Origin of the sequence: Streptomyces sp. NPDC051219, assembly GCF_040682335.1 — a bacterium.
Lineage (GTDB): Bacteria > Actinomycetota > Actinomycetes > Streptomycetales > Streptomycetaceae > Streptomyces.
Window position 1 is genome coordinate 1 of the sequence record NZ_JBFBAS010000059.1, and the last position, 26921, is coordinate 26921.

Below are 26921 nucleotides of genomic sequence, written 5' to 3' on the forward strand. Positions count from 1 at the left end.
CCCAACGCCTTCGAGATCACCTTCGACGGTCGGCTCTCCGCCGCCCGCCGCTGACCCACTAACAACTCCAGAACCAGCCTTCACTGGACAGACCCACCGCTCCACGTCATAGGGAACGGCCGTCACGGCTGCGGCAACGATCGACCGCACCAGCGGAGCGAGCTCGGGCCGCGCTCTTGGGCCGGTAGCGAGTGATCTTCACGGACGTAACGGGATCAAGGACCACGGTCCATACATACCGGCTGGACAAGCAGCCATTCCACAGCTGATCAACTTCAACAGACAGGATGGTGCGCATGGTCGGCGGACGCGCCCGCGCACGCTCCCCCCGGGAGCTGACCGACGATCCGGAAGCCTGGCCCGAGCAGCCGAGCGCCGACGTGGCCGCCGAGGCGGTCCGCCTCATCGCACGTACCCTCGCCCTGGTCCTGAACGGCCAGGGCCTGAGCCTGCGCGCGACCGCCGCCGGCTCTGGAGTGAACAGGCAGGTCATCGCCGACCTCGTCGCGGGACGGTGCTGGCCGGACGTGGCCTCCGTCGCCCGCCTCGCCCACTTCACCGGCACCACCCTGTGGCCGGACGGCACCCACATCGATCGAAAAAGAACGCAGAGGAGACTGCCTCAACTACCCTCGAAAACGCGGGAGCCACCTGTCAGACGGCGCTCACGCACCCGGCACCGCCGAGTCGATGGGTAATCCCTCGGCGGTGCCATCCTCTCCTGCCGCGCGCTCGCGGCCCCGGTTCACCCCCGAGGATCCCCCTGCCGCTCGTCACCGGCGCCGACCGGAGAGATCGTGAACCAGGCCGTTGGACCTTCAGTCACGCGGCCCTCCTTCACCAGGCGCTTCAGCCGGGACCTGGTCGTCTCCACCCGCCGCCCCTTCGACATGGCCGAGACGTCCTCGCCGATCGCCGACGCAATGTCCTGCACCTTCATCGCCCGGCCCGCCCCCGCCAGCAGCACCAGCGTCCGCTCTCGCGCCGCTTCCCACTCCAGCGGGTCGGCCGAGGCGGGCCCACCTGCAGGTACTTCCACACCGGCAGGTTGGGGATCAGAGGCACGGTCATTCGACATCGGCTCGGCTGCGGGCCTCGCCGTCGCCGGTTGCGTGGCGTCATCCTGGTTGACGCAGACCTCGCCACCCAGGGACAGCAGCGTCTCCCGCGTGATCGTCAGGTGGGCCAGCCGCTCCTCGGCCACCGCGACCTTCTTGCGCAGCGCGGCCAACTCGCCACGAACCGCCTCTTCCTGATCCAGACGCTCGAACAGTGGCGTCATACCGGCCCCGCCTTCGCTTGCCGAACCCAGGGCCCGATGGCACTCCGAGCCCCAGCCAAACGTAGGGGTGGCCATAGCAAGATCGCAGAAGGTGACCGCAGATGCCCCCAATCGACCGCCCGCGATCGCCTTACGCTCGCACCCTCCAACAGACGACAACATCCGTCGCACCGTAGGGTCGCAGCATGCCGACCGAAGACAGGTGGACGACCGCTGGAACGAGGGCCGCACCAATGCATGGAAGCTCTGGGAGGAGATCGTCCCGCTCGGCTACAAGGGCAGCTACGGCATTGTCAGCGCCTACATCAGGAAGAAGCGCACCTCACCTCGCCCGGTCACCGCACAGCCCCCGGCACCTCGCGTCGTGACCAGGTGGATCCTCAGCCGCCCGGAATCCCTCACCGAGGTCGAACAGATCCGACTCAAAGCTGTCCTGGCCGACTGCCCCGCGCTCGACGCCCTCACTGGGCATGTTCGGTCCTTCGCTCAGATACTCACCGAGCGCCAGGGCGAACGGCTCCCCGAATGGCTCGACGCCGTCCGCCAGGACGACCTGCCAAGCCTTCACACCCTCGCCGCGGGCATCGACCGCGACCGCGACGCTGTGATCGCCGGATTCACCCTGCCCTGGAACTCCGGAGTCGTCGAAGGGCACGTCAACCGGATCATTCTGTGGAATCAGCAGTGTCAAGTCGTGTGCTTGTGAATCACATTGAGGTAGTGCCGATCACGGTGCGGCACGTGGTTATCCCGTCCCGGCAGGCTGAAGACCGCGCAGACGTCAGCGGGTTGGGTGATGAGGCTTGCCTGCTGGCCGAAGGTGAGGGTGGTGTTGACCGCATGCTGGCAGCCTGCGTTGTCCAGGGCGGCGATCAGCTCCTCGCGGAGGACGGTGGCGTCGAATGACTCGGAATCGGGCAGGATGAGCGGCGGAAGTTTGGCGGTCGAACCGGGCCAGAGGTTGATCCAGATCCCGCTGACGGCTCGCTGAGTGACCACCAGCCCCAGCCCGCCCCAGGAGTACGGGTAGCCGTCGACATCGGGCCCCTTCATGATGTGGGCAGGGTGCGGGCGCCCCGGGCCGAGGAGGTGCTCAGCCTCAGCCAGAGTCATTCCGCAGTTCAGGGGCCCGAGCCGGCCAGTGCGGGAGAAGCCGACGAGTACGTCCATCAAGGTCACGACAGTGACTGTGACACTCTCCCGAGCCACTTCGCACTCCGATATCAGCGCGACGCTGGGCCTGCGCTGCCTTGCCGGACGGCGATGAGTGGCAGAAGGCGTGCGGTGGCCGGCACGTCGAGTTCGCGGGGTGTCGGGCCTGCGGGTGTCGGAGTGTCGGCCAGACGGTCAAGCAGGCGGTCCAGGGCTGCCTGGCCGTCGGTGACGGCCGCGCGTTCTTCGTCGGTGAGCGGGATCGCGGCAGTCATTCTCTGCAAGTTGTCTTTGGCTTTCAGCAGTTGGGCCGTTGTGGAGTCTTTGGGGGTGTAGAAGTCGCAGCGTGCGCGGCCATGCGGTGCTGGCACTGCTCGAAGAAGGTGTAGGTGCAGTAGCCGTGTCCGAGGTCGTAGTGCTGCCAGGGCTCGCCGGCCGCGGCGGTGCCGGAGGCGACCGCGTCCCGGTCGACCAGGACCTCGATGGTGCGGACGTTCCGCTCGAAGTAGCCCGCCTCGGAATACGCCTTGGACAGAGTGTTCGGGGTGATCTTCGCGTAGTACTGGGTGGATTGCGGCGATCGGTGTCCGAGCCAGGCTTGCAGCTCGAACAGCGTCATCGGTTCCTTGGCGCTGTAGAGCTGGCTGGCGATGGTGGACCTGGCTCGGTGGCTGGTGATGTTCCCGCGGACGTCGGCGTCCGGGACTCCGGCCTTGCGGCAGAGCATCGGGATGATTGTGTTGTTGATGTGGCTGGTGGAGACGCGGCGGGCGCGGACGCGAACAGCAGCTCGACGTGCTCGCCGGTGCGGCGGTCGGTGAACTTCGGCTGGTCCGGGCGGACGGCCTGCCAGGCGTCTATGGCCTGGCCGAGGATCGGGTCGACCGGCTTGGTGAAGGCGGTGCCGGTCTTGTGGGCCGGGACGTCGAGCAGCAGATCGCGTCGCGGGCCAGTACTTGCTGTGAGTCGCCGGCGATGGGTGCTCCGTCGTGCTGCCAGCGGACGCAGCCGAGTCTCAACCGGGCGATTCGTTGCTGCGTTGACCGGAGAACAGCCAGGTCAGCGTGACAGCGCGGACCAGCTCGAAGGGGTAGAAGTGCCCGGACCGGGTCTGCGGAAGATCCGCGGGATCGAGGTTGAGACCGGCCCACAACAGCTTCGCCCGGACATCGTCAGCGATCACCCGTGACCCGCCCCCTGCGCAGCCGCTGCGCGACGAGCGCAAGAGTGGAGAGGGTCATGACAGCCGTGCTGTAGACGACCGAGGTCTCGTGCAAGCCCACGTTTGTGACGGCGACACCCGCAACTACGGCTGGAATGCTGAAGGCGAGGTAGGAGATCACGAACGCGACCGCGAACAGTTCGCCCCGCTCGGCAGGCTCGGCGATTCGGGCCAGCGTCCCGAAACTGGCCAGGGCCGACGCGCCGAAGCCGCTTCCAGCGACGGCGGTGCCGAGTGCGGCGGTCGTGAGCGAGTTCGTCTCCACCCCGGCCAGGCCCAGTGCCGTCCCCACCAGAAGGAAGGCGGCTCCCAGGGCCAGAGTGCGCTCGTTGGGCCAACCTCGCAGCGCGAATGCCGTGACCGAGGCAGGCCCGCAGAGCAGGCCGATGACGAGCCCACCGATGACGTGGCTGGACAGGCCGAACAGGTCGGCGGCTACTGAGGGACCGAGTGACAGGTACAGTCCGCCAAGGGCCCAGCTCGCTACGAGAATCGGCACCAGCCCGGCCAAGTCAGCGCGCAGCCGCGGAGCGACCCCCAGGCGAGGCCGGAGTGACCGTACGGCCCCGGGTCGGCGCTGCGCCGTCTCGGGCAGTGCCGCGACGAGCAGACCGGCGAGGACCAAGCCCGCGAACAGCAGCACGTACACCAACCGAGTCGGGTGTGGCCCGTACTGCGCGAGGACTCCAGCGCCCAGCGCACCCAGACCCAGTCCGAATGTCGGGGCCGCACCGGTGATGACGCCCGCGCGATGTGGCGCGTGCGGCGGATTGAGGTCGACCAGAGTCGCGCCAAGCGTCGTCATGGCCGCGCCAGTGGCAACACCCTGCACGAAGCGGGCCACCAGCAGTATCGAGACGTCATTGGCGACGATGAACAGTGCCACCGCCACTGCTTCGAGGACGATCGCCGAGGCCAGGACCGGTCGGCGGCCGATGTGGTCGGACAGCGCCCCGAGCACCAGGAGCGCGCCGATCATGCCGACGACATACACCGCGAAGACGGTGGTCAGCGTGGTCGCCGAGAAGCTCCATTCGTGCTGATAGACCACGTAGAGCGGGGACGGCGCACTCGAGGCGGCCATGAACAGGACGAAGATGCCCGCGACGACGGCGAAGGCGGCCGGCCGGCTCAGGCCATACCGGGCGTAACCAGCCGATGGGGAACCTGTGGGTGAGGCTGAGGAGGTCTTCTCGCGGGGCGTGAGTGCGTCAGGCATGCCCTCTCCGAATGCAGTGATCAATGCGTTAGTAACAGCAGCACTAACGCAGTGACCGGTGCGATAATTTCCGTATGAACCAAGCAAGCGCCCAGGCCCGTCCCGGCGGCCGCTCAGCGCGAGTGCGGGCGGCCGTGCATCGCGCCGTCGGGGAGGTGCTTGCCGGGGAGCCTGCCGAGGCACTGACCATTCCTGCCATTGCCGCACGCGCCGGCGTGCACCCGACTACGGTGTACCGGCGCTGGGGGTCAGTGGCCCAGCTACTGGCCGACGTCGCCACCAGCCGGTTCAGCGGTGACGTCGTGGTGCCCGACTCCGGTTCCCTGGCCGGTGACCTGGAGCGGTGGATGGACGACGTGGCCACCGACCTCGCCGACCCGGACGTCCTCGCCCTGATGCGGGCAACGATCGGATCCGGTCCGGAAGGCGGTAGCGCCTGCATAGCCGACCGGCACGCCCAACTCGGCGCGATCATCGCGCGGGAACGAGCCCGAGGCGGCAAGGCGCCGAGCGTGGAACGGGCTGTCGATGGCCTGCTCGGTCCGCTGTACTACCGCGCCATCTTTGGCGGGCAACCTGCGCCGCGCGAGTGGGCGCGGGGCCTGGTGGCGACGTTCCTCGCGGCGATCTAGGTGTATTGCCCCGGAGCTTGTTCACGCTGCTGATCGGTGGATGGCCGCCGAGTGCCGGCCGATCCGGTCCGTGCACATGTCGCCACTTCGGCACCGTCTGTTATCGCCAAGGGTTGACGCCGCAGGCGGTGGAGTTTCCTGGGGGGCGCGAGGTCTAGAGCTGGGGTGAGCGCTTTTGCTGAAGTGAACCTCACTTCGTCCGCCGGGACCACAGTGTCCTGGTCGTCGACGAAGGCCACGCGTACCGGGCGGCCCGCGCCCGCCCAGCGTCGCAAACGCCGCCAACCGCGGATTCGGCCGGCAGCTGGCCGCCCAGCTGCTCGACCGCGGCGCCGCGAAGGTCTACGCCGCTGCCCGCAATCCGTCGTCGGTCGACCTGCCGGGTGCCATACCGCTCCAGCTGGACATCACCGATCCCGCCTCCGTGAGCAAGGCGGCTGAGGTCGCATCGGATGCGACCCTGCTCATCAACAACGCCGGCGTCAGCACGCACACCGGCCTGGCCGACGGTGACATGGCCGACATCAGGCTGGAGATGGAGACGCACTTCTTCGGCTCGCTCGGCGTCACCCGCGCCTTCGCCCCGGTTATCGCCGCCAACGGAGGCGGAGCCATCCTCAACGTCCTGTCCGTCCTGTCCTGGGTGCACTTCCCGGCGTATGGCGGCTACAGCGCCGCCAAGGCCGCGGAGTGGGCGATGACCAATGTGATCCGCCAAGAGCTCGCGCCCTCCGGCATTGACGTCACGGCGCTGCATGTCAGCTACATGGACACCGACCTGGCGGACTACGTCGACGCCTCCGACAAGGTCGACCCCGCCTGGGTGACCGGCCTCGCCCTGGACGCTATCCAGGCACGCGCTCCGGAAGTTGTGGCCGACGACAAGAGCCGCAACGTCCGGTCCGCACTGTCCGGCGGACTCGACCTGCTCCACCCGGGCCTGCCTGCGGCAGACTGACCGCGTACGCGAGACGCCACGCGCAGGCCAAAGCGCCTTCCGTACCTGGCAGTTGATGCAGCGGCCAGAGCTCCGTCTGCCGAAGCCTGTGCTGGTGGCCGCACTCGCCTGCATCGCGCTGTCCGGCTGCGCCGCCCACAAAGCCATCGCCGACCATGCCCCCGCAGGCAGCGCCACCCAGGCAGCAACTCCCCGGAGGCCACCTCGATCGAGAACCATCCGGAGCTACGCTTCCTTGAGCTGACGACCCGCATCACGCAGAGCTGCGCCCCGGACGCCCCCAAGGCGGCGCAAACCGTGAGCCGCCCAGGCCCGAAGACCTGCCCGGCTGGGAAGGTTCTTCCACGCCCAGTTATGCGCCGGGCCAGACCCCGCCGAGCGCGCCGAGCGCCGAGGGAGAAATCCCGGTTCCCCTTCCTCCGGATGCTCCCGCGCGGCCGGCGTCGCCCCCTTCCCCCGCCAAGCCCAGGTCGGTCAGGGAAGTGCCACTGACCGGTATCGAGAAGTGCAGCGGCGATGAGCACACAAAGCGCATCAGCGAGGCATTCAAGAGCACGAAGACGACCAGCTACCAGGCGATGCACAAAAAGCTGGAGAGCCTGGACTACCCGGCGTCGGTGGTCCACGCGATGCCGGACCATGCGGCGCGCCACGGGCAAGGCTCGACTTGCGCATGATGGGCAGCCACTTGGCTTTGGAGATCACCGGCACCAGCAGCGGGGTGATCGTCGAAGCGTTCGGCGCCCCGGAGACCGAGGACGTGAACGTCACCGATGTGAAGCGGAAGCCGAAGCTGGACGCGCCCACGTCCTGACCGGATCGCACCGACGTGCGCAACAAGCGGCCTCTATGGCCATCGTCAAGCGCGGGCTGGTCATGCGCGGGCCGTTTCGGCTCCGCGTGCCTGGTAGAAGGTTCCGTCGCGGAGCATGGCGAACAGGGCGCTGATGCGGTGGCGGGCGAGGCGGAGGAGGGCTTGGGCGTGGGTCTTCCCGCGGGCCCGGCATTGAGGCGGGGTCGTGCAGGGCTGCGAAGGGGAGAGGAACATGGCCCATTTGAGCTGTCGGTTTCCGCCCCGTGGTGCGTGTTCGCCGTGGATCGAGGTGTCCGACTGCTTGGTGGCGGGGGCGAGGCCGGCGTAGGAGGCGAGGTGGGCGGCGGTGGGGAAGCTGATGCCTTCGTCGACGGCGACCAGCAGGACGGCGGCGGTCCTGACGCCGACGCCGGGCAGCGACGTCAGGACCGGGGAAAGACATCTCACGGCGCTAAGAGTCAAGCTGCTCTACCTTCAACATGCTGTTGAGCAGGTCGCATTGAGCGGCTGCGTGCCAGTCACCGCGTTCGCGGCAGCGCCGGTAGTGGGCGCTGGCACCTGGCGAGACCGTGATGGCGGCGAAGGCCCAGAGATAGCCGGCGGGGGTGAGTCGGTCGTTCTTGATGAACCGGCGTCCGACGTAGCGTTTCTTCCCTGAGGCGCGGGTGACCGGGGCTGATCCGGCGTACGCCTTCAACGCCCAAGCATCCCGAACTGGCCGCGGTCGTCTCCGATCTCGGCGAGCACCCGAACGCCGAGCAAGGCGCCGAGGCCGGGGAAGCGGGTGATCACCTCCGCGTCCGGGTGCTGCCGAGACGACGTCTCCACCGCTTCGGTCAGCTCGTCAGCGCCTTCCGCCGCGGAGTCGAGCTGACGCAACAGCGCAAGCATCTGTTTGCCCATGGCGTCCTCGACGAGCAAGGGCTGGTGGGCGTACTCGGCGCGGAAGACTTCTTGAAGGCGTTTGGTCTCCGCCTTGTTGTATCGCTGACGGCCACGTGCTGCGCCAGCGGGGCGAAGTCCGGGCGTGAGTGCGTCGGCGAGACGTTCGACGGGGCCCGGCGTCCCGCCCACGGGCACGGCTGTGTTCGGGCGCCGTCGCAGGAATGCGGTCGTATTGTCCGTGTATGGGTAATGTTCGGTGTGGCTGGTGCGGCGCGGCTTTGCCGGAGTTCGCTGGGTGCGGCCGCCTGTACTGCTGTCCGGCGCACCGGCAGGCGGCGTGGCGGGCGCGGCGCCGGTGGCAGGCGGCTGCGCAGGCGCGGCAGGAGATGGCATTGGCGGGCGCGGATCTCGTGGCCCGGGTGCAAGCGGTGGCCCGGCAGATGAGCGAGCTTCCCTCCACGGGGTCGGTTGCGGGCTGTCACTGTGCTGCGGTGGCTGAGGTGTCGGAGCTGGCGCGGCAGCTGGTGCGGTCGGCGGTGGCGGCGGACCGGCGGGCCGGGGCGAGCTGGGCGCAGATCGGCGCGGGCCTGGGAATCAGTGGGGAGGCGGCCAGGGCGCGTTTCGGCCGGACGAGCACATCCTGCTCCGCCACTGCTGCTGAGGGAGGCTGAGGGGCGTGCAGGACCGGCCGGGTTTCACCGGCGTTGCGGGCCCGGGCGCGCAGCCGGTCGACACCGCGTTGGCCGACGTGGTGCAGGCCAGCGGCGCGGTCGGGGGCCTGCTGTATGTACTGCCGCCGGGCGGGAGTTCGCTGTGGTTGACGGTGATGACGGGGGCGCCGCGTGAGATGTCCACCCCGTGGACGCGGCTGCCGCTGACCGATCCGATCCCGGTGGCGGACGCCGTGCGCGAGCGGCGCCTGGTGTGGGTCGGCGGGCAGGAGGAGATGGCCCGGCGGTACCCGCGGCTGGCGCTCGTGCTGCCCTACGACTTCGTGCTGGCCGCCGCCCCCCTCGCCTCCGGCACCGAGGCCTACGGGGGGCTGGTGCTGCTGTGGCCAGACTCCCACCCGCCGCAGCTCAGCCCCGGCGAACAGGAGGCGATCAAGGGAGGCTGCCGCCGCCTGGCGGGCCTGCTGCAGCAGGCCGCCGACCACGGGGACCTGCTGCCTGGGGACCGTCCGCGGGTCCTTCCCTCACGACCCGGCCGCCCCCTCGCGCCCGCCGAGCAGCGCGCGGCGGCGGCGTTCATCGACCGCCTGCCCGGCGGATGCTGCGCCATGGACCTGACCGGCCGCCTCACCTTCCTCACCCCCGCCGCGGCCGACCTCGTCGGCACCGACCCCGAGGATCTTCTGGGCACCCTCCCTTGGGAGTCGCTGCCGTGGATGGACGTGCCGCAAGTCGAGGAGGGCTACCGGACGGCGCTGATGAGCCGCCGGCCCACAACCTTCACCGCCCTGAGGCCACCGGATGCGTGGCTGTCATTCGAGCTGTACCCGGACGCCTCCGGCATTAGCGTCCGCATCACCCCCACGAGCCCGCCCGAGGAGGACACTCCCACCCCGCAGCCCTCATCCGCCGCAGGTCCCAGCCGCGCCACCGTGCTCTACCACCTGATGCACCTGGCCGCCACCCTCACTGAGGCCGTCAGTGTCCAGGACGTCGTCGAGCAGACCGCAGACCAGGTGCTGCCCGCGCTCGGTGCCCAGGCCATGGCCCTGATGGCCGCCGAGGACGGGCGTCTGAAGATCCTCGGCTACCGCGGCTACCCCGCCGACCTCATGAACCGCTTCGACGCCATCCCGCTGACCTCGGACACACCCGCCGTCCGCGTCATCGCCACCGGCGTTCCGGCCTTCTACGCCACCTTCGCCGACCTGAAGCGCGCCTATCCGCCGGCCGTGCACCAGGACGACAAGGCCTCTTGGGCGTTCCTGCCGTTGATCGCCTCCGGCCGTCCCGTCGGCTCCCTCGTCCTGGCCTACGACCGGCCGCGCGCCTTCCCGTCCACCGAGCGGGCCGTGCTGACCTCACTGGCCGGGCTGATCGGCCAGGCCCTGGACCGTGCCCGCCTCTTCGACACCAACTACGACCTCGCCCGCCGCCTCCAGGCCAGCCTGCTGCCCCACTCCCTTCCCCGTATCCCCGGCCTTGGCGTGGCGGCCCGCTACCTGCCCGCCGGCCTCGGCGTGGGCGTGGGCGGCGACTTCTACGACCTCATCCGCCTCGACGACACGACCGCCGCCGCGACCATCGGCGACGTCCAGGGTCACAACATCGACGCCGCGGTCCTCATGGGACAGGTCCGCACCGCCGTCCACGCCACCGCCGGTGCACCCCCCGGTGACGTCCTCGCCCGCACCAACCGCCTGCTCACCGACCTCGACCCCGGCCTGTTCACCAGCTGCCTCTACGCCCACCTCGACCTGGCCACCCACCACGCCTGCCTGGCCACCGCCGGCCACCCCCCACCCCTGCTCCGCCACCCCGACGGGCACACCGAAACCCTCCGGGTACCACCCGGCCTCCTGCTCGGCATCGAGCCAGACGCCCACTACCCGGCACTGAAATTCCCCCTGCCGCCCGGCTCCGTCCTCGCCCTCTACACCGACGGACTCATCGAAGCCCCCGGCATCGACCTGGATGACGCCACCACCGCCCTCGCCGAACTCCTCGGCCGCACCGACCCCACCGACCTCGACGCCCTCGCCGACACCCTGATCCAACACGCCGCCCCCGGCGACGACATCGCCCTGCTCCTCATCCATTCCGAGCGGCGGTAGCGAATGACGAGCGTGTCTGAAAGACCGTGTAAGTCCGTGACCTGGCAGGCTGACCGAGGCCTGGTCGCAGGCCTTCACCAGCTGGGACGGACGGACATGACAGACAACGAGAACCCGGCTGTGGAGCCGGTCGAGGACAAGCTGGTGGACGATGTCGTCGAGCGGCTGATGGACCGTGCCGACGCTTCAGGAGCCGCGCTGCTGGGCGAGGGCGGGCTGCTGACCGGCAGTCACGCGGGCGGTGCTCGAGCGGGCCCTGGACGCCGAGATGATCGAACACCTCGGGCATGAGAGGCACGATCCGGTCGGCCGAGGTCCGGGCAACAGCCGCAACGGGACCTCGCCAAAGACCGTGCTGACGGATGCGGTGGCGGTCACGGTGGCCGTTCCTCGTGATTGCAACGGGTCGCTCGAGCCGAGGCTGGTGCCCAAGCATGCGAGGCGGCCGGCCGGGTTTAACGAGCAGGTGCTGTCGCTCAGGGCGCGGGGGCATGCCGGTGCGGGACAGCCGCTCGCATCTGGCCGGCATGTACGGTGTCGCGGTCTCGCCGGACGTGATCGGCAAGGTCACCGACGCGGTCACCGCCGAGCTCGCGGCTGGCAGGACAGGCCGCTGGAGGCGATCTGGCCAGCCCGATTCCTGACCGGCGTCAGTGGCCGACCATCTCCTTCGGACGGCGGTCAGTGCCTGAAGCGGTCCTTCGACTTCTCCTTGATTTCCCTGGCCTTGCCGCGGGCCTCCAGTGCGGCGCCCTTGGCGGCAGTGGTTTCTTTGCCGACTGCGTGGGCGGCTTTCCTCACCGCCTTCCCGACAACTTGCTCGGTCTTGGCCTTGGCCTTCTCTCCGGCGCTCATGTCGGTCCTTTCGTCAAGGCTCACTGACTGGCCTGCCCTTGCCCACGGGGCGGAAACCGTGGTCCCGGCGCGGGTGGCACCGGTGGGGGAAGGCAGGGCTGGACAGGACTGTCCTTGGGCCTGTGGCGATGGGCAGCGTTAGCGTCGCGGGTCTCTCGGTATGAAGAACGAGTAGCACGGGACTCCGCCGTCGCGGGCCAGTTCCACCGCCACGCCAGGCGCGTGGTCGAACACCAGGCTCACCCCGCCCTCGGCGGCCTCCCGCCCGGTCGCTGACCGGATGGCCGCCTGCCACTCGGTGATGCGCTGCCGCATTGCGTCGGTCCCGCCGGCAAGAGTGGTCTCGGCGCCGGCGCCTTGGCGCCAGCGGGTGAGACGGGCGCTTACGGTCTTGCCGCCCGCCGCTTGGCGGGTCACTCCGGTAGCGCGGGCGAGGCGGTTGGCCATGGGCCAGCGGAAGCCTCCGGTGCCGCCGTTCAGGTCGGGGGTGCGCATGCACGGGGCCGCGGACTGCGGTCGTGCACGGCCACCTCGATGCTGTCCGGGTGCGCGGTCAGGGCCAGGGTGCAGGTGCCGCCGCCGTGGCGCAGGGCGTTGGTGACGAGCTCCGAGACAATTAGGACCACCGTGTCGGCGGCCTCGGCTGCGATCGCCGGCCGTCCGAGCCCTTCGAAGAAGTCCCGGGCGCTCTCGCGTGCGCCCCGGCGACGGATGTCGCGGAGCGGAGAGTTGCGACGTTGACGCTCATCGTGTCCATCAGGTCACCCTGGTTCTGGATCGTCAATGCCCGGTCCTGTCTGCCCGGGACTTGTGCCCCGGCCTGCGGCCCGTTAACCCGGCAGTGACGGCCTTCCTCCCGCCCTCCATCGCTGTTCGAGGTCGATTACCTCACCGTCGAACACACGAAAATCTATGTCGGCCGGAGTAGACATTGGGCGGTGGTGTGGTTATGTTTCTCTCGTGGCCCAGAGAGACCGCAGGGCCTGGCAGAGACGAACTGCCGGGCAGCAGTACCCGCAGTTGCAGTTCGCAGGACGGTTCGGTGGTGGATTTCCGAAGCCAAGGGATGTTGCAGGACGGCGACGGGACTGACGACCGGACCGGGTGGCCCGCAGTGATCAGGGGCTGCCGTGAGCAGTTCCGCAGTGGCAGTACCCGCAAGTGCAGTTCGCAGTACCAGCAGTGAAGTCAGTGAGCAGCACCTCGGTGAAGGCGTCGGCTGCGGACGCGCGCACCGGGAGGTTCGGCAGTGGGGTTCTAAGCCAGATCAGACGCAAGATGGGCGACGGGGCTGGCTGCCGAAGAGTGGCGCTATCGCAGGCCACTCAGCGGTTCGCGTCACCAGCAGTACGCAGTCCTCCGCTTGGTCAGCAGTTGATCATCGAGGGAAGAACGGAGGAGCCAAGCGCCATCAGGATCGCCCGGGCGGAAGTCATGAGCACGGGTACCGCAGGACATCGATAGTGAGGTGGTCTCCGGTCAAGCAACCGCGATCCCCGCACCCCCGACAGCATCTCGGTTGGGTCTGCGGACACAGAAGGCCGGCGCAGTATCAGGGTCGGCAGATGGTGTAGCAGTTCCTTCGGGGCCCTGGTGCCGTACGGCACCAGGGCCCCTCCACGCGTTCCACAGAGAGGTGCAATGACAGCAGACGACTCGTACGGCCGTCTCGACGACGACGACTACCCCGCCTACACCATGGGCCGGGCCGTCGAGATGCTCGGCACCACCCAGGGCTTCCTCCGCGCCATCGGCGAAGCCCGCCTCATCACCCCGCTACGCTCCGAGGGCGGACACCGCCGCTACTCCCGCTACCAGCTGCGCATCGCCGCCCGCGCACGGGAACTCGTCGACCACGGGACCCCCATCGAGGCCGCCTGCCGCATCATCATTCTCGAAGACCAGCTCGAAGAAGCCCAGCGCATCAACGCCGAATACCGCCGCGCCGCCGAATCTGTGAATTCACCGCCCGCGGTCTGAGGTGGTACGCGGCCGCCCGGGTACCGGCGGGTCCCGCGCACACATGTCGCGGATGCGCGCATGGTCGATTCCCATGGTGTGCCTCGCCGGACGATGTCGCCGCGCTCAGGGGTTTCTGGGCCCGGGAATTGCCCGTCCTCGATGCCTTGCGAGAGCCGTTCGCACAGCATGCCGCAGTACCCCAGGGCTGGATCTGCGACTTCGAGTCGTCCGCCGAATTCCTCAAGGACTGGGGCGAAGCCGTCGTGGAAGCCGACCGCCGTGGCTGGGGCATCGTCGGACTTCGCTGCTGACTGTCTGCGAGCCGGCTCTCCGAGAGCGCCTCAGCGAAGCGGCCTGATTCGCAGGGCCTTCGGGCGGGGACACCACGATCTCAGGCCGTACGCCGGCAGGCTGTTCCACGCGACCCCCGATCGGCCGATCGCCCTGCGTCAGATCCGGCCCCCGGCCGCCATATTGCTGCGGCACGCCCCCTTGGAGCACCCCTTGGCGGGTTCTTCGGTCCGCCGCCGGGACCCGCTGCGGCGGATGTCGCCTACTGCCGCCGGTCCCGACCGCGCACCGCTGACCGGCGGCTTCGGGACCAATGCCGTGCCGTTGTTGTGCCGTGCCGGTCGCCTCGGGTGCGGTGCGCCTGCCCGGCCGGTTACCGGTTGCGGGCTATGCGGTTGCGCGGTCCACGACGAGGGCGGGGACGGGGGCGGGGGCGGGTCGGCGGTCTCACCGTCCGACATGGCTGGTGGCGGACCTGCGCGGGGACGGTGTCCTGGGGGTGAGGGCTGCCGGTGTCGTGGGGGTGGCGGGGTGGGGGGTGAGTACGTCCTCGCCGTAGAGTTCCTGCACCCAGTGGGTCTAGTAGATGGTCTCCAGATACCGCTCACCCACGTCCGGGGCGATGGCCACCGCGGTCAGCTTTCGCCTCTCCTGGCGGGCCAGCCAGTCCGTCGCGCCGGTGACCACCGTGCCGGCGGAACCACCGAACACAGACCCGCGCCTGGCCAGCCGGTGACAGGCCCGGATGGTGTCGGCCTCCTGCACGCGCACCACCTCATCCACATAGGACTCGTCCAGCAGCGGCGGGCGCACGCTGGTGCCCAGGCCGGGCAGCATCCGCCGGCCCGGGGCGCCCCCGAAGGTCACCGAGCCCACGGTGTCGATGGCCACGATCCGCACGGGCCGGTGCCACTCGCGGAAGTAGCGCGCGCAGCCCATCAGGGTCCCGGTGGTGCCGGCCCCGACGAAGAGCACATCCAGGTCGGGGAACTGCCGGGCGATGGCCGGGGCGGTCCTGCGGTAGTGGGCCATGCCGTTGGCGGGGTTGGTGTACTGGTTGAGCCACACATAGCGGTCGTCGGAGGCGCACAGCGCGCGGACCTGGTCGATGCGCGCGCCGAGCAAGCCGCCGACGGCGGCGGGCTCGGAGATGACGTGGACCTGAGCGCCCAGGGCCTTCATGAGGAGCCGGGTGGACAGGTTGCAGCGGGAGTCGGTCAGGCACACGAATCCGTAGCCCTTGCTGGCGGCGATCATGCTCAGGGCCGTTGCCACTGGATGCCGGCGTCCTGGCGGATCGGCTGGGTGCCTCGCTGCCCGCCTACATGGTGCCCTCGGCCTTCCACTGGCGCGAGACTCTGCCGCTGACCGCCAACGGCAAGATCGACGAGAAGATGCTGACGGCACTCGCCGGACAGCTCGGCACCGTCGAGGACGACCACCAGCCGCCGAGTACACCGACCGAACAGCGCCTCGCGGCCGCCTGGGCGACGGTCCTCGGCTCCCGCAGGACCGGATCGGCCGGAGCGACCACTTCTTCGACCGCGGCGGCACCTCCCCCTCTCCGCAGTGAAGCTGGCCATCACCCTGGACCGCGCGGTGTCCCTCAACGACATCACCGGCCACCCCCACCTCCCCGACCTCGCCGCACTTCTCGACGACAGATCCCAGCGACCCGCACCCGAACTGCTGGCCACTTCCTGCAAACAGCACCGAAAGGACAGCACGCGATGCTGTACCTTCACCCGGCGACACTGCCCGACGTGGAGCCGCACCCCTGCAAACCCCCGGTCCTGCACACCGAAACCCCCGACGACGCGACGAGCTGGACAGCCGGACACCGCCACACATTGCGCACCCTCGTCACCGAACACGGCGCGGTCCTCATCCGCGGCCTGCATCTGCGCGACGCGGACCAAGCCGGTGCCGTCTTCCACCCGTTGGCCCCCGCCCTGATGACCGACAAGGAAGCCTTCGCCGCCCGCCAGGCCTATTCCGACGGCGTGTACTCCTCCGCGCAATGGCCGCCGAAACAGCCGATGTGCATGCACCACGAACTCAGCTACACGCTCGAGTTTCCCGGCCTGATGCTGTTTGCCCGCCTGACCGCGCCCACCACCGGCGGGGCGACCGCCATCGCCGACGCCCCCACCATCCTCGAGGCACTCCCGCCGGAGTTGGCCGAGCGGTTCGAGCGGGAGGGCTGGCTGCTCACCCGCAGTTACAACGACGAGATCGGCGCGTCGGTGGCCGAGGCGTTCGGCACCGACGACCGGACCGCCGTCGAGGACTACTGCCGGGCGAATGCGATCGAGTTCGCGTGGCAGCCCGACGGCGCCCTGCGCACCTGTCAGCGCCGCAGCGCGGTGGTGCGCCATCCGATCACCGGCCGACGCTGCTGGTTCAACCAGATCGCGTTCCTCAACGAGTGGACGATCGCCCCCGAGGTGCGCGAATACCTCATCGACGTCTACGGCCCGGACGGGCTGCCGTGCAACACCCGCTACGGCGACGGCGATCCGATCGGCGAGGACACCGTCCAGCTGCTCAACCAGGTCTACGAAGACCACACCGCGCGCGAGCCGTGGCAGGCCGGCGACCTGATGCTCGTCGACAACATCCGCACCGCGCACAGCAGGGAGGCCTTCGAAGGAGAGCGCGAGGTACTGGTCGCGATGGCCGAACCGGCGCACCTGGCCGACTGCCCGCCGACCACCGAGATGAGCACCCGATGACCACCATGCCTACACCCACCACGGAGCCTGCCATGTCCCAGCCGCCCACCGTGCCGCCGTTCTCGGTGATCTCCGGTGCGCAGGTCCAGCACGTGCTGCAGGGGCACGAGAAGCAGATCACCGAGCTGGTCGAGGCCACCTACCGGCTGCACGCCGCCGGGGATTCGGTCAACCCGCCCTCGCACTTCCTGCGCTTCCCCGACCGCCCCACCTCCCGGATCATCGCAGTGCCCGCCTCGATCGGCGGTCAGGTGCGGGTCGACGGCCTCAAATGGATCTCCAGCTTCCCCGACAACGTGGCGGCCGGTATCCCGCGGGCCTCGGCCGGTGCTGATCCTCAATGACCACGACACCGGCTACCCGTTCGTCTGCATGGAAAGCTCCATCATCAGCGCCACCCGCACGGCCGCATCGGCCGCGCTGGCCGCCGACCGGCTCAGCCGCGACCGGCCCCGCCCCACCCGCGTCGGATTCTTCGGCACCGGCCTGATCGCCCGCTACATCCACACCTTCCTCGCTGGCACCGGCTGGTCCTTCGACGAGATCGGCGTGCACGACCTGTCCCCCACCAGCGCGGCCGGCTTCCGCTGCTATCTGGAACAGACCGGCACCGCCGACCGGATCACCGTGCACGAGAGCCCCGAGGAACTGATCCGCTCCAGCGACCTGGGTGTCTTCGCCACCGTCGCTGCCCAGCTCCACGTCAGCGACCCGGCATGGTTCACCCACAACCCCCTGGTCCTCCATATCTCGCTGCGCGACCTCGCACCCGAGATCCTGCTCCCCTCCACCAACATCGTCGACGACGTCGAGCACTGCCTCAAAGCCGACACCTCGCCCCACCTGGCCGAACAGCTCACCGGCAACCGCACCTTCCTGGGCGGCACCCTCGACGATGTGATGGCCGGCCGCGTGACACTGCCGGCAGACCGGCCCGTCGTGTTCTCGCCCTTCGGCCTTGGAGTCCTCGACCTCGCCGTCGGCAAATACGTCTACGACCAAATGCACCGCACCGGGCAGCTGCACGTCATCGACGACTTCTTCCACGAACTACGCCGACACGGATGAGCAGCCCACCCCCACCCTGCCGCGGCTGACCTCCTCCGTGCCTCAAAGGACCGGGATTCCCGCCTGAATGCCGACGACAACTGACTGGGCCTTCGGGCGGGTTCCCTGCTGACGGCCGCAACTGGCCACGGCCCGCGCAGGCGCCGGCTTCTCCGGCCTTCCTCGCATAAGACGTCGCCTGCCGAAGAGCGGGGAGCGGGCCGGCGGCCGTTTCACAGCCGCGCCCTGGAGCCGCGACGGCGACGTGAGGATGCTCAGACGTTGGCGGCAACAATCGCCCCAATACTGGCCCACGCGGTCCACCCCAGGTTCTGGCCGACGGCGACCCAGCCGACCACCCGCCAGCACGGGGTTGACACTCATGAAAGAGCCCGAACGCCTGGGCCGGTACGGGACGCAGGGGGAACAGGTCGGCAAGGAAGGGGACGGCCGAGGGTAGGATGCCGGCGACGACCGCGCAAGCGACCGCGCCCAGGGACGGCGGATGGCGTACGACGGCCAGACCGGCCGGCAGGAACGTCAGCGCCGACAGACCCGCCGCGGCCGCCGACCCCCGCGATCCGGGGATGCGCCGGCCGACGGTGCGGTTGAGCAGGATGTACCAGGCCCAGCAGGCGGCGGCCACGAGTGCCAGGCCCATGCCGACGTAGGCCGCGGTCGGCTGTGGGCGCATCAGTGCGATCACACCCGCTGCGGCGATCACCGCGCAGAGCATGTCCACGCGTCGGCGCGACGCGCTCAGGGCGATACTGAGCGGTCCGAGGAACTCCAGTGTCACCGTAGCGTGTCAGCGTGGGCGGGTGCACTAGCCCTTTACAGGGCAGCGCAGAGAAAAGCCCGGAATATGATAACGAGGGACCATTTGGGTTATCGCTCGATGATTGTCACGGAGCGGCAGATGGACACCTTGGACGAACTCACTCGGAGGACTGAACCGTCCGCTCTTTTGACCCTGGACGGCACCATCCGCTATCTCAACGCCTCGATGGCCACGATGCTGGGCAGGCCGGCGGAGCAGTGCGTAGGGCATGACTTCCTCGGCATGCTGCCCCAAACCCAGCGGGCCTCGGCCGAGAATCTGCTGACGCACGGGGCCACGACGAAGACGGTCGCGATGCGTGTGCTGCAGTTGCCGGGGCCGGGCAGCGCGTCCGTGGTCAGCCTCGCCGAGGCCCGGCCGGTGGAGGATCCCGCAGGTGGCCACCGGCTGGTGTGGATGCGCTTGGTGGACGCGCGCAACGACCTGGGCGGTCTGCTGATCCCGTTCAAGCTGGCGGCCGCGGCTGCGGACCTCGGCCTGTGGATGTACTCGCCCCAGGAGCACCAGCTGGAGTGGCTGGGAGGCGCACCCGCCCTGGCCGTGCTGTTCCCGGAGGCCTCGGTGTCCTTGTCCAGTATGGTCCGGCGAGTTCACCCAGATGACCGGGAGGCCTTGGGACGGATCGTGCGCTCGACCGCCGCCCAGTCTCCCTGGATCAGCGTGCGGTTCCTCACCGAGCAGGATGGGTGGCACCATGTGGCCTGCCAAATCCGTCGGATCCAGCTGGGCTATGGCGGCCCTGAGCAGGTCTTTGGGGTGTTCCGTGACGACACCCGGCTCGAGGAGGGCCGACAGGAAGCGCTGGCCACGCTGAGTGCCGAGCGGCTGCGTGCCGACGAGATCGCCGCCTTCTCCTGCGCCCTGATCACCGCCGCTACCGAGCAGGAACTGCGGCAGGTTGTACTGACACGGGTCGCCGCGACCTTCGGCGGCACGGGCGCCGTGCTTGCACTCGTCGACAACGGGACGGGACTCCTACGCGTCGCCTCCGATGCCAGGGTCGACCCGCGGCAGAGCGACGCCATGGACGGCCTATCGCTGGATGATCCGGACCCGGTGACCTGTGTGATCCGAACCGGCGTGCCGCAATTCTTCCCTAACCAGGACGAGCTCATACGCCGCTGGCCGCACGCAATCAATGTGCCGTGGCTTAGCTCCTTTGTCGCAATGTCGATCATCCCCCTCAGTCCGGTCGGCGACCAGCCGGTCGGTGTTTGGGTGGTGACCTATGACAGCGAACACCACTCGTCCCCGGACGAGCGCGCCCACATGAGTACTCTGGCTGACCTGGCAGGGCAGGCACTCAAGCGCATCCGATTGCAGCAGGCCCGCGTCGAGCTGGCCACGGCGCTTCAAGAGAGCATGCTGCCCACGCTGCCCGAGCATCTCCCGGGGCTGGAGATCGCCGCCCGCTACCAGCCCAGTCGAGACGGGCTCGATATCGGCGGGGACTGGTACGACGCCTTCGTGATGCCCGACGGGACAGTGGCCCTGGAGATCGGCGACAGCCAAGGGCACGACGTGGATGCCGCCGCCTTCATGGGACAGGTGCGCGCCTCCATCCGCGCGATCGCCCCCCACGAACCGAAGCCCGGAACCGTGCTGACGCGCACCAACGAGCTTCTCGTCACTATGGGCGCGGCACGATTCGCCAGCTGCACCATGCTGTACTTCGATCCACGCGACGGACAGGTCACCGGCGCCAGCGCAGGCCACGTGCCGCTGCTGTGCGTACGTGAAGACGGCAGCCACGACATCCGGGAACTGGCAGGCGGTCCGGTGCTGGGAGTCCTGCCCGGCACCGACTACCTCGAGGACACCTTCACGCTGGAGGACGGCACCGCGCTGATCATGCTCACCGACGGCGTGGTCGAAGGGCCGGGCCTGACCCTGGACGCCGGACTGGAGCGGGCCGGAGCACTGGCCGCCCAAGCCCTCCACGACGGGCTGAACGCCGACGCGACCGCCGAACGAATCCTCGACGCCGCAGTCGCGGTGGACCACCTCGACGACGTGGCCGTGCTGGTCATCAGGCGCACATGACGACGCCCTTCGCTTCGCGCTGGACCCGCACTGCTCAAGGGCTGGCCGGCGGGGATGCGGCTGATCGTCCGCAAAGAACGGCTGCATACCGGCGCCCGGTTGCGGTTCACCGACGCCGACGGCCTACGGCTGACCTGTTTCGCGACCAACACCCCGGCCGGGCCATCGCCGCTCTCGAACTGCGGCACCGCCAGCAGGCCCGGGCCGAGGACAGCATCCGCAATGCGCGCACCACCGGCCTGCGCAATCTTCCTCTGCACGACACCGCCCGAAACCAGGTCTGGCTGGAGACCGTCCAGCTCGCGCTCGACCTCCTCGCGTGGATGCCGATGCTCGCCCTGACCGGCAGACCCCAGCTCTGAAGGAACCCCGCCGTCTGCGGCTGCGACTGTTCTCCGCCGCAGCCCAGCTCGTCACCACCGCCCGCCGCCGGCACCTGAGATTCACCCGGCACTGGCCCTGGACCGATGTCATCACCGTCGCGATCCAGCGACTCGAAGCCCTCCCCGGCTCCGGCTGACCGGCAACAACTCACCGACGAGTCAGCAGCACCTGCCGGAGAAGTGGAACCCGGCGGCCACCCGACGCGACAGCCGGGCCCGCAGTCTGTCCACTACCAGTCCGACCAGCCGAATCAGGCCGCCGAAAGAACTCGCGATCCGTCACGAAAGGTCGAGGGTAGTGGGTTTACGAATTTTCGACATCTGGGTGGGCCCGTGCCGCCGCTTCCTGCGAACTTCAGACCCCCGGGGTGCAGCCACGGGACGCACCTCGGGGTTTTTCCCGGGTGCATCGCGTAGCCCATCGGTCTAACGTGGAAATGTAGGTGGCACGGGGTTGACGACGATGGCAAGGAGACCCTCCCGCACTGATCGACGAGAGACGAGGACGTCCAGTGCGCTCGTGGTGGAACGTCCCGGCGCTGATGTAAGCGCGACTTCTCGACCTCCCACAGAAATCGTGCGGAAGGATCCACGATGTCGGTCACTTCCGAAGGGGCAGCAATCCAGCCGTTCACAGTCAATTCCCCTATGCGGACCTCGCTGATCCGCGCAGGCGCATCGCGGACTCACGCTTTCCCGAGAAGGAAACTGTCTCCGACCAGGCGCTCGGCGGGGCGTCAATACCGAGCCGCTCGGCCGCCCAGAGCTGCGCAGCCACGTCGTCCTCATGGATTCTGGGCATCGCGCGCAGGAGATCGATATGAGCACCCAGCAGACAGAGCAGGACGGCGCACAGGACGCCGTCAAAGAGCCGACCGTGGATATGAAGATCGAGGTGCACATCATCCCGGTCGTTGACGTCGACCGTGCCCTGCGCTTCTACCAGAGCCTGGGATGGCGGCTCGATGCGGACTACGAGGCCGGCCCGGAATTCCGGATCGTTCAGTTGACGCCGCCTGGGTCGGAATGCTCGATCCACTTCGGCCGCGGGATCATCTCCGCGGCGCCTGGATCCGCAAAGGGCTACCTCGTGGTCTTCGACCTCGACCAAGCCCGCGCCGACCTCGCCAGCCGCGGTGTAGAGGTAAGCAAGATCTTCCACAACGTCTACGACACCGGCGCTGAAGTACGGGTCGACGGCCGCGATCCAGACGGCCGCAGCTACGCCTCCTACGCCTCGTTCAGCGACCCGGACGGAAACGGGTGGGTGCTGCAAGAGGTGAAGGAGCGACAACCCGGACGATGAAGAGTCACGAGGCTTTTGCCGTGGACGTAGCCGCGTTGACAGAACTTCTACACGAGACCGCGGAGCACCATGGCCCGTACGAGGAATCCGCCCCGAGCACAACTGGTCGGACTGGTATGCCGCGTATATGGTCGCCCGTGAGAACGGCCGGACACCCGATGAGGCGTCCGACGAGGCGTGCTGGTGCTCGCACACTCCGGGAAGCAGGACGCCACCGCGACCTGGAAGAAGACCTTCGGCCATCACCCTTTGCTCACGCTCCCCGCACCCGGCCAGGCCAGGCCGGGTGCGGGGAGCCGGTGGCCGCCGTGCTGCGAGGGGCGCATCTCACTGCGGCGAACGGGTCGATCCGCAGAGCAGCCTGACACTCCCGCTGATCCGTCGATGCCAGACGCGTGCGGGATGCAGGCACCGCTCACGCTACGTAAACTCGCACGTGAGGCATCTGTTCAGGCAGGCTACCGGGCGCTGCCGTGGCTTGGCGGTCACGCCGGTCGCTGATCCCTGAACGACGTCGATGTCGACGTATTGGACGTGAGGCTTCTCATGACCACGCCGCGGGATCTGTTGATCGTCGCCATGGACGTTGCGGGCAGCCGCCCTGTCGGACCTGGTGACCTTTCGCTCGCGCTCGCCGGAGCTGAGTTGATCGACCTGCTGAAGACCCCAACCATCCGATTGGATGGCGGTCGCATCGTGCCAGGCCACCTACCGCTACCGGCGGATCGCCTCCTGGTGGAGGCCGCCGCCTCACTCATGATGGAAGAACCCTACGAGTTGGTCAGCGATTGGCTGTGGCGCAGAGGTGACTCCCTGGCCGGGACGTATATGGCCGCCCTTGAGGCGGAAGGGCTAGTCGTGCGGCAAGGCGGTCGTCCCTTCCGAGACGGGCAGAGAGTCCTGGTCGTTTCGCCCTCCCGCCATCAGGCGGTGGAGCGCTGGGAATCCGCCGAGCCGGTCCTTGTCAGCCTGGCGGAAGGCCTTGGGATCCGTGGCGAGACCGGAGACCCAGAGGTTGTGGACTATGCCGTGGCGACGGTGCTTGCCGCCGTCAACGACGCACTGCTGGAACTGGAGGCCGAACGGCAGAGGCGGGGTATCGAGCAGGCTGCCTTCGACAACGTCTGGCGTGGCCTCTAGCCTCGCGCTTTCACGTGGGGTGTGGTCCGAGACGTGATCGAAACGCGAGGCTCAGCTGCCGAAACGCTACCGGCGAGGACAGCAGACACTGATCCGTATCGCCTGCCTGGACACCACGTTGCGCCGCATCGGCGGGGCGCCGACCTATGTGCTGACCGACAACGCGAAGACGGTCACCGTCGAGCACATCGCCGGGATCCCGGTGCGGCACCCGCAGATGGTCGCCGCGGGCCGGCACTACGGCTGCCAGGTCGTCAGCTGCGTGCCCTACGATCCCGAGTCCAAGGGCGGCGCGGAGGCCACGGTCCGCATTGCGAAGGCCGACCTGGTGCCCACCGATGCGAACCTGCTGCCCGCCTACGATACCTTCGCCGAGCTCGCCGACGCCTGCCTGACCTGGTGCGACGCGGTGAACTCAAATAGACCCGCCCGCTGAAGTGCCCGGTGAAGGTGACCCATCTGCGACTGTTCGGCTGCCCGAAAAGCGGCTCACCCAGGCTCATCTACGAAGAGCCGCAAAGGCGACCGTGTCTCTCACGCCACGTCGATCCTCAGCTCGGTGTCCGGCTGGCAGGCAAGGTCGACCGGGGCACGCGACCAGATGACTCAGGTAGACCGAGACTGGCTCGCCTACAGCGAGACGGGACAGTCACCTGTCGCTCAGCGCCAGGGTTGGCCAGCTCTGGCGCTCAGGTTCCACCGGCCTCCGACGCAGGCCGTTTAAGGAGAATCGCCTGGGCGCCGTCGGGTGGTCACGGCTGGTGCGTCACCTACAAGCGGGTTCCGGGGCTGGGACTGGTGAGGACGAATGTTGAGGTGTCGCGTATTCACCGCTGAGCCCGCAGCGCAATGACGCTGAGTGAGCGGCCAGGGGGGCGACCTGATCAATCCCATCTACAAGCAACGGGCAGGCGCCCATCGCCAGCATCTACCGCGCACTCGGCGACACTCCTGGCCGTGGGACCGCCGACCCTCCTCGACAGGCCAAACGTCACTGGTCGCCGCAGCGGCGTGGTGCTCTCATGGGTAGGGAAGACGGCGTGGACGAGCCGGCAGGGCCGCGGGGGCCGGCGCGCCGCGCGTCGTCCGCCCGGGCGGTCCGACTGCGGCCGCCCCGCTAAGCGGAGGAGGCCGATGCCATGCTGCACCGCCGCACGGTCGGTGACGTGATGACCGAGGAGGTCGTCACCCTCCGCCCCGACACGCCGTTCCAGGAGGTCGCCGCCCTGCTGGATGCGAACGACATCGTCGCGGCCCCGGTCGTCGACGATGACGGCGTCCCCGTCGGCGTCGTGTCCGCGTCCGACGTGCTGCGGCACGAGACCGGCATGCCCGATCCGCAGGGGCAGGACGGGAACGACGAGCGCGCCTGGGGCAAGGCCCGGGCCCGGACCGCGGGCGCGCTCATGAGCAGCCCCGTCTTCACCGCCCGCGCCGACTGGACGATCCCGCGGGCCGCGCGGGAACTCCGCAGGCGGCGCGTCAAGCAGCTGCCGGTGGTCGGCGACGACGGGCTCCTCACCGGCATCGTCAGCCGCAGCGACCTGCTCGACGCCTTCATCCGCTCCGACGTCGAGATCCGCGGCGAGGTCGAGCAGGACGTCCTGGGGCGCATCCTCGGCCTGGACGAGGGCACCGTCGCGGTCGAGGTCCGGGACGGGGTCGTCACCCTGCGGGGTCACGTCCCGGAACCGCGTCTCGTCCCGGTGGTCGTGGGCCTCTGCCAGGGCGTCGACGGTGTCGTCGCCGTGGATACCCACCTCGCCACCGCCCGGGCGGGCTAGTGCGGGGGCTCCCCTGCGCGCCAACTAAGGGCTTGCAGGGATTCAAGCTGTTGCTTCCCGCCCTGAAGCTCGTTGGTGTGGTATGCGCATCCCGGATGAGATGCGTGACCAACTCACCGTGAGGTTCGCGGTGTTGCTCCCGCATCTGGATGAGCGGCGGCTGTTGATGGCTGCGGAGGCCCGGGGGCTGGGGCACGGCGGTGTCCGAGTCGTGGCACAGGCCGCTGCGGTCAGCGAGACGACGGTCCGCAAGGGCGTGTTCGAACTGGAGGCGGGTGAGGAGCCTCTGGGACGGGTGCGGCCGCCAGGCGGGGGGCCGCAAACGGTCGCGGATGAAGGCGCTGCTCGCCCGCTCGCCCGAGCTCACGGCCGCCACCGCCCACGTCCGAACGATCGCGACCGTCATGAGCAACCGTGAGGGAGACCGGCTACCGCATTGGATCGCCGACGTCTGCGCGGACGAGCAGTGCGGCCTGGCCTCCTTCGCCGCCGGGTTGATCACCGACCTCGACGCCGTCGTCGTCGGCATGAGCACCGACTGGTCCTCCGGCCCGGTCGAGGGCCGCGTCAATGACCTCAAGGCCCTCAAGCACGGCATGTTTGGTCGTGCCCGCCTCCCCCTCCTGCGCAAACGGCTCCTGCTGACCGCTTCCAGCCGCCGACCACAGACCACGACGGTCGTCACAGCGAGCTGATCACTGTAATGGGAGACCGGTCACTGACGCCGCATCCGTCGGTCATTGCGCCGGTCATCGACCTGAACCTCCAGATGCGGCCAGGCCGTGGCCAGGCGCGAAAGGTCGCCGGCCGCTGGCACGGTCACCGAACCCAACGACCCGTCCGGCCTGAAATGGACCAGCGTCCCGGTCTTGCCGTCGACCTCAACGGGCTCAAGATCGGTGACGGGGACGCCGTGTTCGTAACGCTGAGTCCAGGCCCCGTTGAGGCGGCGATTGGTATGGACGAGCCACTCGCTGAGCGCCGCAACCACGGACATGCCGCGCCGAGGATGGCCGTCAGGCAGCCCCTCGACCTGCGGGAAATCGAAGAACCGGAGATCCTTCGTAGCCATGACCGGCTTCTTCAGACTCCGGCCGTGCTCGTCCACGCGGGTGTCGGTGCCCCGTCCGTCATCCCGGACAGACAGGGAACCGTCGGGATGGAGAACGACGACGCAGCATCCCCCGCCCTCGCTTGACGCTTCGTCGGCGGCATAGGCAAGTACCTCAAGGACGAGATGCCAAGATCCATCCGGAGCGAACTCCGCGGGACTCTTTCGGATATGCGCCAGATGATCCGCATCGACGACGCCGGACCAATCATGTGTCGTGTTAACCCAGGAAGCCCTCGATACGTCCACCACGCAAGTATCCCACCTGGTGATGACGATCTTAAGAAGCCGTATCTCAACCGATCTTGGAATGTGCAAGTCGAGCGGAGTTCCTGGTCGGGTGATCTTCGGGCCGTACGCGCATCAAGGCAGGGCCTCCTGGTAGTCATCCCGGGCCCTGTCGGTCCCGCCCCGTGGCCGGGAAAATCGGGGCTGGTGCCCGTCCGGAGGACGTCGATAGAGCTTGGTGCCGAA

General features: G+C 68.8%; 26 protein-coding genes and 13 pseudogenes. 25 read left to right on the forward strand and 14 right to left on the reverse strand.

The window, feature by feature from the left end:
• The first annotated feature begins 296 nt into the window (after positions 1 to 296).
• Positions 297 to 698, forward strand: coding sequence for a helix-turn-helix transcriptional regulator (locus AB0M62_RS33405; protein WP_366078098.1), 402 nt, complete (start codon positions 297 to 299; stop codon positions 696 to 698).
• A 47-nt stretch (positions 699 to 745) separates the two neighbouring features.
• On the opposite strand, the gene AB0M62_RS33410 is transcribed toward AB0M62_RS33405, so the two are convergent.
• Positions 746 to 1357 carry a hypothetical protein gene (locus AB0M62_RS33410; RefSeq protein ID WP_366078099.1) on the reverse strand — a complete coding sequence of 204 codons (612 nt, stop codon included), beginning with the start codon at positions 1355 to 1357 and terminating at the stop codon, positions 746 to 748.
• A 127-nt stretch (positions 1358 to 1484) separates the two neighbouring features.
• Between AB0M62_RS33410 and AB0M62_RS33415 the strand changes: the two genes are divergently transcribed.
• Positions 1485 to 1988, forward strand: coding sequence for a transposase (locus AB0M62_RS33415; RefSeq protein ID WP_366078100.1), 504 nt, complete (start codon positions 1485 to 1487; stop codon positions 1986 to 1988).
• Here AB0M62_RS33415 and AB0M62_RS33420 read toward each other — a convergent pair.
• The 5 genes from AB0M62_RS33420 to AB0M62_RS33440 form a co-directional block, all read right to left on the reverse strand.
• Complete coding sequence (locus AB0M62_RS33420; protein WP_366078101.1) at positions 1970 to 2461, reverse strand: hypothetical protein; 492 nt, start codon at positions 2459 to 2461, stop codon at positions 1970 to 1972. The two genes, AB0M62_RS33415 and AB0M62_RS33420, sit on opposite strands and share 19 nt — an antisense overlap.
• A gap of 44 nt (positions 2462 to 2505) precedes the next feature.
• The gene (locus tag AB0M62_RS33425; protein WP_366078102.1) at positions 2506 to 2709 is read right to left on the reverse strand and encodes a hypothetical protein; all 204 of its coding nucleotides are present in this window, start codon (positions 2707 to 2709) and stop codon (positions 2506 to 2508) included.
• Positions 2710 to 2732: 23 nt separating this feature from the next.
• On the reverse strand, positions 2733 to 3161 hold the full coding sequence (locus AB0M62_RS33430) for a tyrosine-type recombinase/integrase (RefSeq protein WP_366078103.1): 429 nt from the start codon (positions 3159 to 3161) through the stop codon (positions 2733 to 2735).
• Between the two features lie 288 nt (positions 3162 to 3449).
• A complete protein-coding gene (locus AB0M62_RS33435) occupies positions 3450 to 3617 on the reverse strand; it encodes a hypothetical protein (protein WP_366078104.1) in 168 nt (55 codons plus the stop codon).
• The gene (locus AB0M62_RS33440; RefSeq protein WP_366078105.1) at positions 3607 to 4875 is read right to left on the reverse strand and encodes an MFS transporter; all 1269 of its coding nucleotides are present in this window, start codon (positions 4873 to 4875) and stop codon (positions 3607 to 3609) included. Before AB0M62_RS33440 ends, AB0M62_RS33435 begins: the two co-directional genes overlap by 11 nt.
• Before the next feature lie 74 nt (positions 4876 to 4949).
• Between AB0M62_RS33440 and AB0M62_RS33445 the strand changes: the two genes are divergently transcribed.
• The 4 genes and pseudogenes from AB0M62_RS33445 (at position 4950) to AB0M62_RS33460 (ending at position 7279) form a co-directional block, all read left to right on the forward strand.
• Positions 4950 to 5507, forward strand: coding sequence for a TetR/AcrR family transcriptional regulator (locus AB0M62_RS33445; RefSeq protein ID WP_366078106.1), 558 nt, complete (start codon positions 4950 to 4952; stop codon positions 5505 to 5507).
• 280 nt (positions 5508 to 5787) lie between these two features.
• Positions 5788 to 6465 (forward strand): annotated as a pseudogene (locus AB0M62_RS33450) (SDR family oxidoreductase); the annotation flags it as partial.
• A 482-nt stretch (positions 6466 to 6947) separates the two neighbouring features.
• On the forward strand, positions 6948 to 7142 hold the full coding sequence (locus AB0M62_RS33455; protein WP_366078107.1) for a hypothetical protein: 195 nt from the start codon (positions 6948 to 6950) through the stop codon (positions 7140 to 7142).
• Positions 7139 to 7279, forward strand: coding sequence for a hypothetical protein (locus AB0M62_RS33460; protein WP_366078108.1), 141 nt, complete (start codon positions 7139 to 7141; stop codon positions 7277 to 7279). The genes AB0M62_RS33455 and AB0M62_RS33460 overlap by 4 nt, the downstream gene beginning before the upstream one ends.
• Before the next feature lie 60 nt (positions 7280 to 7339).
• Here the strand turns inward: AB0M62_RS33460 and AB0M62_RS33465 are convergent.
• A pseudogene (locus tag AB0M62_RS33465) lies at positions 7340 to 7717 on the reverse strand (transposase); the annotation flags it as partial.
• Positions 7718 to 7763: 46 nt separating this feature from the next.
• Positions 7764 to 8251 (reverse strand): annotated as a pseudogene (locus AB0M62_RS33470) (transposase); the annotation flags it as partial.
• A gap of 404 nt (positions 8252 to 8655) precedes the next feature.
• Here AB0M62_RS33470 and AB0M62_RS33475 point away from each other — a divergent pair.
• From AB0M62_RS33475 to AB0M62_RS33495, 5 genes and pseudogenes are all read left to right on the forward strand, one after another.
• On the forward strand, positions 8656 to 8835 hold the full coding sequence (locus AB0M62_RS33475) for a hypothetical protein (protein ID WP_366078109.1): 180 nt from the start codon (positions 8656 to 8658) through the stop codon (positions 8833 to 8835).
• A 5-nt stretch (positions 8836 to 8840) separates the two neighbouring features.
• Positions 8841 to 10949, forward strand: a complete 2109-nt coding sequence (locus AB0M62_RS33480; protein ID WP_366078110.1) for a SpoIIE family protein phosphatase — start codon at positions 8841 to 8843, stop codon at positions 10947 to 10949.
• Positions 10950 to 11045: 96 nt separating this feature from the next.
• Positions 11046 to 11240: a hypothetical protein gene (locus tag AB0M62_RS33485; protein WP_366078111.1), complete on the forward strand. Its 195-nt coding sequence runs from the start codon at positions 11046 to 11048 to the stop codon at positions 11238 to 11240.
• Positions 11218 to 11379 (forward strand): annotated as a pseudogene (locus AB0M62_RS33490) (transposase); the annotation flags it as partial. The gene AB0M62_RS33485 and the pseudogene AB0M62_RS33490, both read left to right, overlap by 23 nt.
• A 61-nt stretch (positions 11380 to 11440) precedes the next feature.
• Positions 11441 to 11593, forward strand: a complete 153-nt coding sequence (locus AB0M62_RS33495; RefSeq protein WP_366078112.1) for a hypothetical protein — start codon at positions 11441 to 11443, stop codon at positions 11591 to 11593.
• A 37-nt stretch (positions 11594 to 11630) separates the two neighbouring features.
• Here the strand turns inward: AB0M62_RS33495 and AB0M62_RS33500 are convergent, their stop codons facing one another.
• Positions 11631 to 11804: a hypothetical protein gene (locus AB0M62_RS33500; protein ID WP_366078113.1), complete on the reverse strand. Its 174-nt coding sequence runs from the start codon at positions 11802 to 11804 to the stop codon at positions 11631 to 11633.
• 366 nt (positions 11805 to 12170) lie between these two features.
• Positions 12171 to 12561: pseudogene (locus AB0M62_RS33505) on the reverse strand (ATP-binding protein); the annotation flags it as partial.
• An 884-nt stretch (positions 12562 to 13445) separates the two neighbouring features.
• Between AB0M62_RS33505 and AB0M62_RS33510 the strand changes: the two are divergent.
• Positions 13446 to 13784, forward strand: a complete 339-nt coding sequence (locus tag AB0M62_RS33510; RefSeq protein WP_366078114.1) for a MerR family transcriptional regulator — start codon at positions 13446 to 13448, stop codon at positions 13782 to 13784.
• A gap of 146 nt (positions 13785 to 13930) precedes the next feature.
• Positions 13931 to 14077 (forward strand): hypothetical protein, encoded by a 147-nt coding sequence (locus AB0M62_RS33515; protein WP_366078115.1) that lies wholly within the window; start codon positions 13931 to 13933, stop codon positions 14075 to 14077.
• A gap of 427 nt (positions 14078 to 14504) precedes the next feature.
• Here the strand turns inward: AB0M62_RS33515 and AB0M62_RS33520 are convergent, their stop codons facing one another.
• A complete protein-coding gene (locus AB0M62_RS33520) occupies positions 14505 to 14627 on the reverse strand; it encodes a hypothetical protein (RefSeq protein ID WP_366078116.1) in 123 nt (40 codons plus the stop codon).
• A 12-nt stretch (positions 14628 to 14639) separates the two neighbouring features.
• A pseudogene (locus AB0M62_RS33525) lies at positions 14640 to 15323 on the reverse strand (pyridoxal-phosphate dependent enzyme); the annotation flags it as partial.
• A 23-nt stretch (positions 15324 to 15346) separates the two neighbouring features.
• Here AB0M62_RS33525 and AB0M62_RS33530 point away from each other — a divergent pair.
• The 3 genes and pseudogenes from AB0M62_RS33530 to sbnB all read left to right on the forward strand — a co-directional run.
• Positions 15347 to 15731: pseudogene (locus AB0M62_RS33530) on the forward strand (phosphopantetheine-binding protein); the annotation flags it as partial.
• Positions 15732 to 15787: 56 nt separating this feature from the next.
• Positions 15788 to 16792 (forward strand): TauD/TfdA family dioxygenase, encoded by a 1005-nt coding sequence (locus tag AB0M62_RS33535; RefSeq protein WP_366078117.1) that lies wholly within the window; start codon positions 15788 to 15790, stop codon positions 16790 to 16792.
• Positions 16789 to 17860, forward strand: a pseudogene (sbnB, locus tag AB0M62_RS33540) (2,3-diaminopropionate biosynthesis protein SbnB). Before AB0M62_RS33535 ends, sbnB begins: the two are co-directional and overlap by 4 nt.
• 254 nt (positions 17861 to 18114) lie before the next feature.
• Here sbnB and AB0M62_RS33545 read toward each other — a convergent pair.
• Positions 18115 to 18638: pseudogene (locus AB0M62_RS33545) on the reverse strand (EamA family transporter); the annotation flags it as partial.
• 168 nt (positions 18639 to 18806) lie between these two features.
• Here AB0M62_RS33545 and AB0M62_RS33550 point away from each other — a divergent pair.
• The 9 genes and pseudogenes from AB0M62_RS33550 (at position 18807) to AB0M62_RS33590 (ending at position 26031) form a co-directional block, all read left to right on the forward strand.
• Positions 18807 to 20723: a SpoIIE family protein phosphatase gene (locus AB0M62_RS33550; RefSeq protein ID WP_366078118.1), complete on the forward strand. Its 1917-nt coding sequence runs from the start codon at positions 18807 to 18809 to the stop codon at positions 20721 to 20723.
• Between the two features lie 30 nt (positions 20724 to 20753).
• Positions 20754 to 21243 (forward strand): annotated as a pseudogene (locus AB0M62_RS33555) (transposase); the annotation flags it as partial.
• Positions 21244 to 21926: 683 nt separating this feature from the next.
• Positions 21927 to 22412: a VOC family protein gene (locus AB0M62_RS33560; RefSeq protein ID WP_366078119.1), complete on the forward strand. Its 486-nt coding sequence runs from the start codon at positions 21927 to 21929 to the stop codon at positions 22410 to 22412.
• A 174-nt stretch (positions 22413 to 22586) separates the two neighbouring features.
• A pseudogene (locus tag AB0M62_RS33565) lies at positions 22587 to 22729 on the forward strand (IS1380 family transposase); the annotation flags it as partial.
• Positions 22730 to 22958: 229 nt separating this feature from the next.
• Positions 22959 to 23552, forward strand: a complete 594-nt coding sequence (locus AB0M62_RS33570; RefSeq protein WP_366078120.1) for a GPP34 family phosphoprotein — start codon at positions 22959 to 22961, stop codon at positions 23550 to 23552.
• 121 nt (positions 23553 to 23673) lie between these two features.
• A pseudogene (locus AB0M62_RS33575) lies at positions 23674 to 23943 on the forward strand (IS21 family transposase); the annotation flags it as partial.
• A gap of 748 nt (positions 23944 to 24691) precedes the next feature.
• On the forward strand, positions 24692 to 25336 hold the full coding sequence (locus AB0M62_RS33580) for a CBS domain-containing protein (RefSeq protein ID WP_366078121.1): 645 nt from the start codon (positions 24692 to 24694) through the stop codon (positions 25334 to 25336).
• Between the two features lie 82 nt (positions 25337 to 25418).
• A pseudogene (locus AB0M62_RS33585) lies at positions 25419 to 25670 on the forward strand (ISAzo13 family transposase); the annotation flags it as partial.
• Positions 25669 to 26031 (forward strand): hypothetical protein, encoded by a 363-nt coding sequence (locus AB0M62_RS33590; RefSeq protein ID WP_366078123.1) that lies wholly within the window; start codon positions 25669 to 25671, stop codon positions 26029 to 26031. The pseudogene AB0M62_RS33585 and the gene AB0M62_RS33590, both read left to right, overlap by 2 nt.
• Positions 26032 to 26051: 20 nt before the next feature.
• Here AB0M62_RS33590 and AB0M62_RS33595 read toward each other — a convergent pair whose 3' ends face one another.
• A complete protein-coding gene (locus tag AB0M62_RS33595) occupies positions 26052 to 26696 on the reverse strand; it encodes an ATP-binding protein (RefSeq protein ID WP_366078122.1) in 645 nt (214 codons plus the stop codon).
• Positions 26697 to 26921 lie beyond the last annotated feature (225 nt).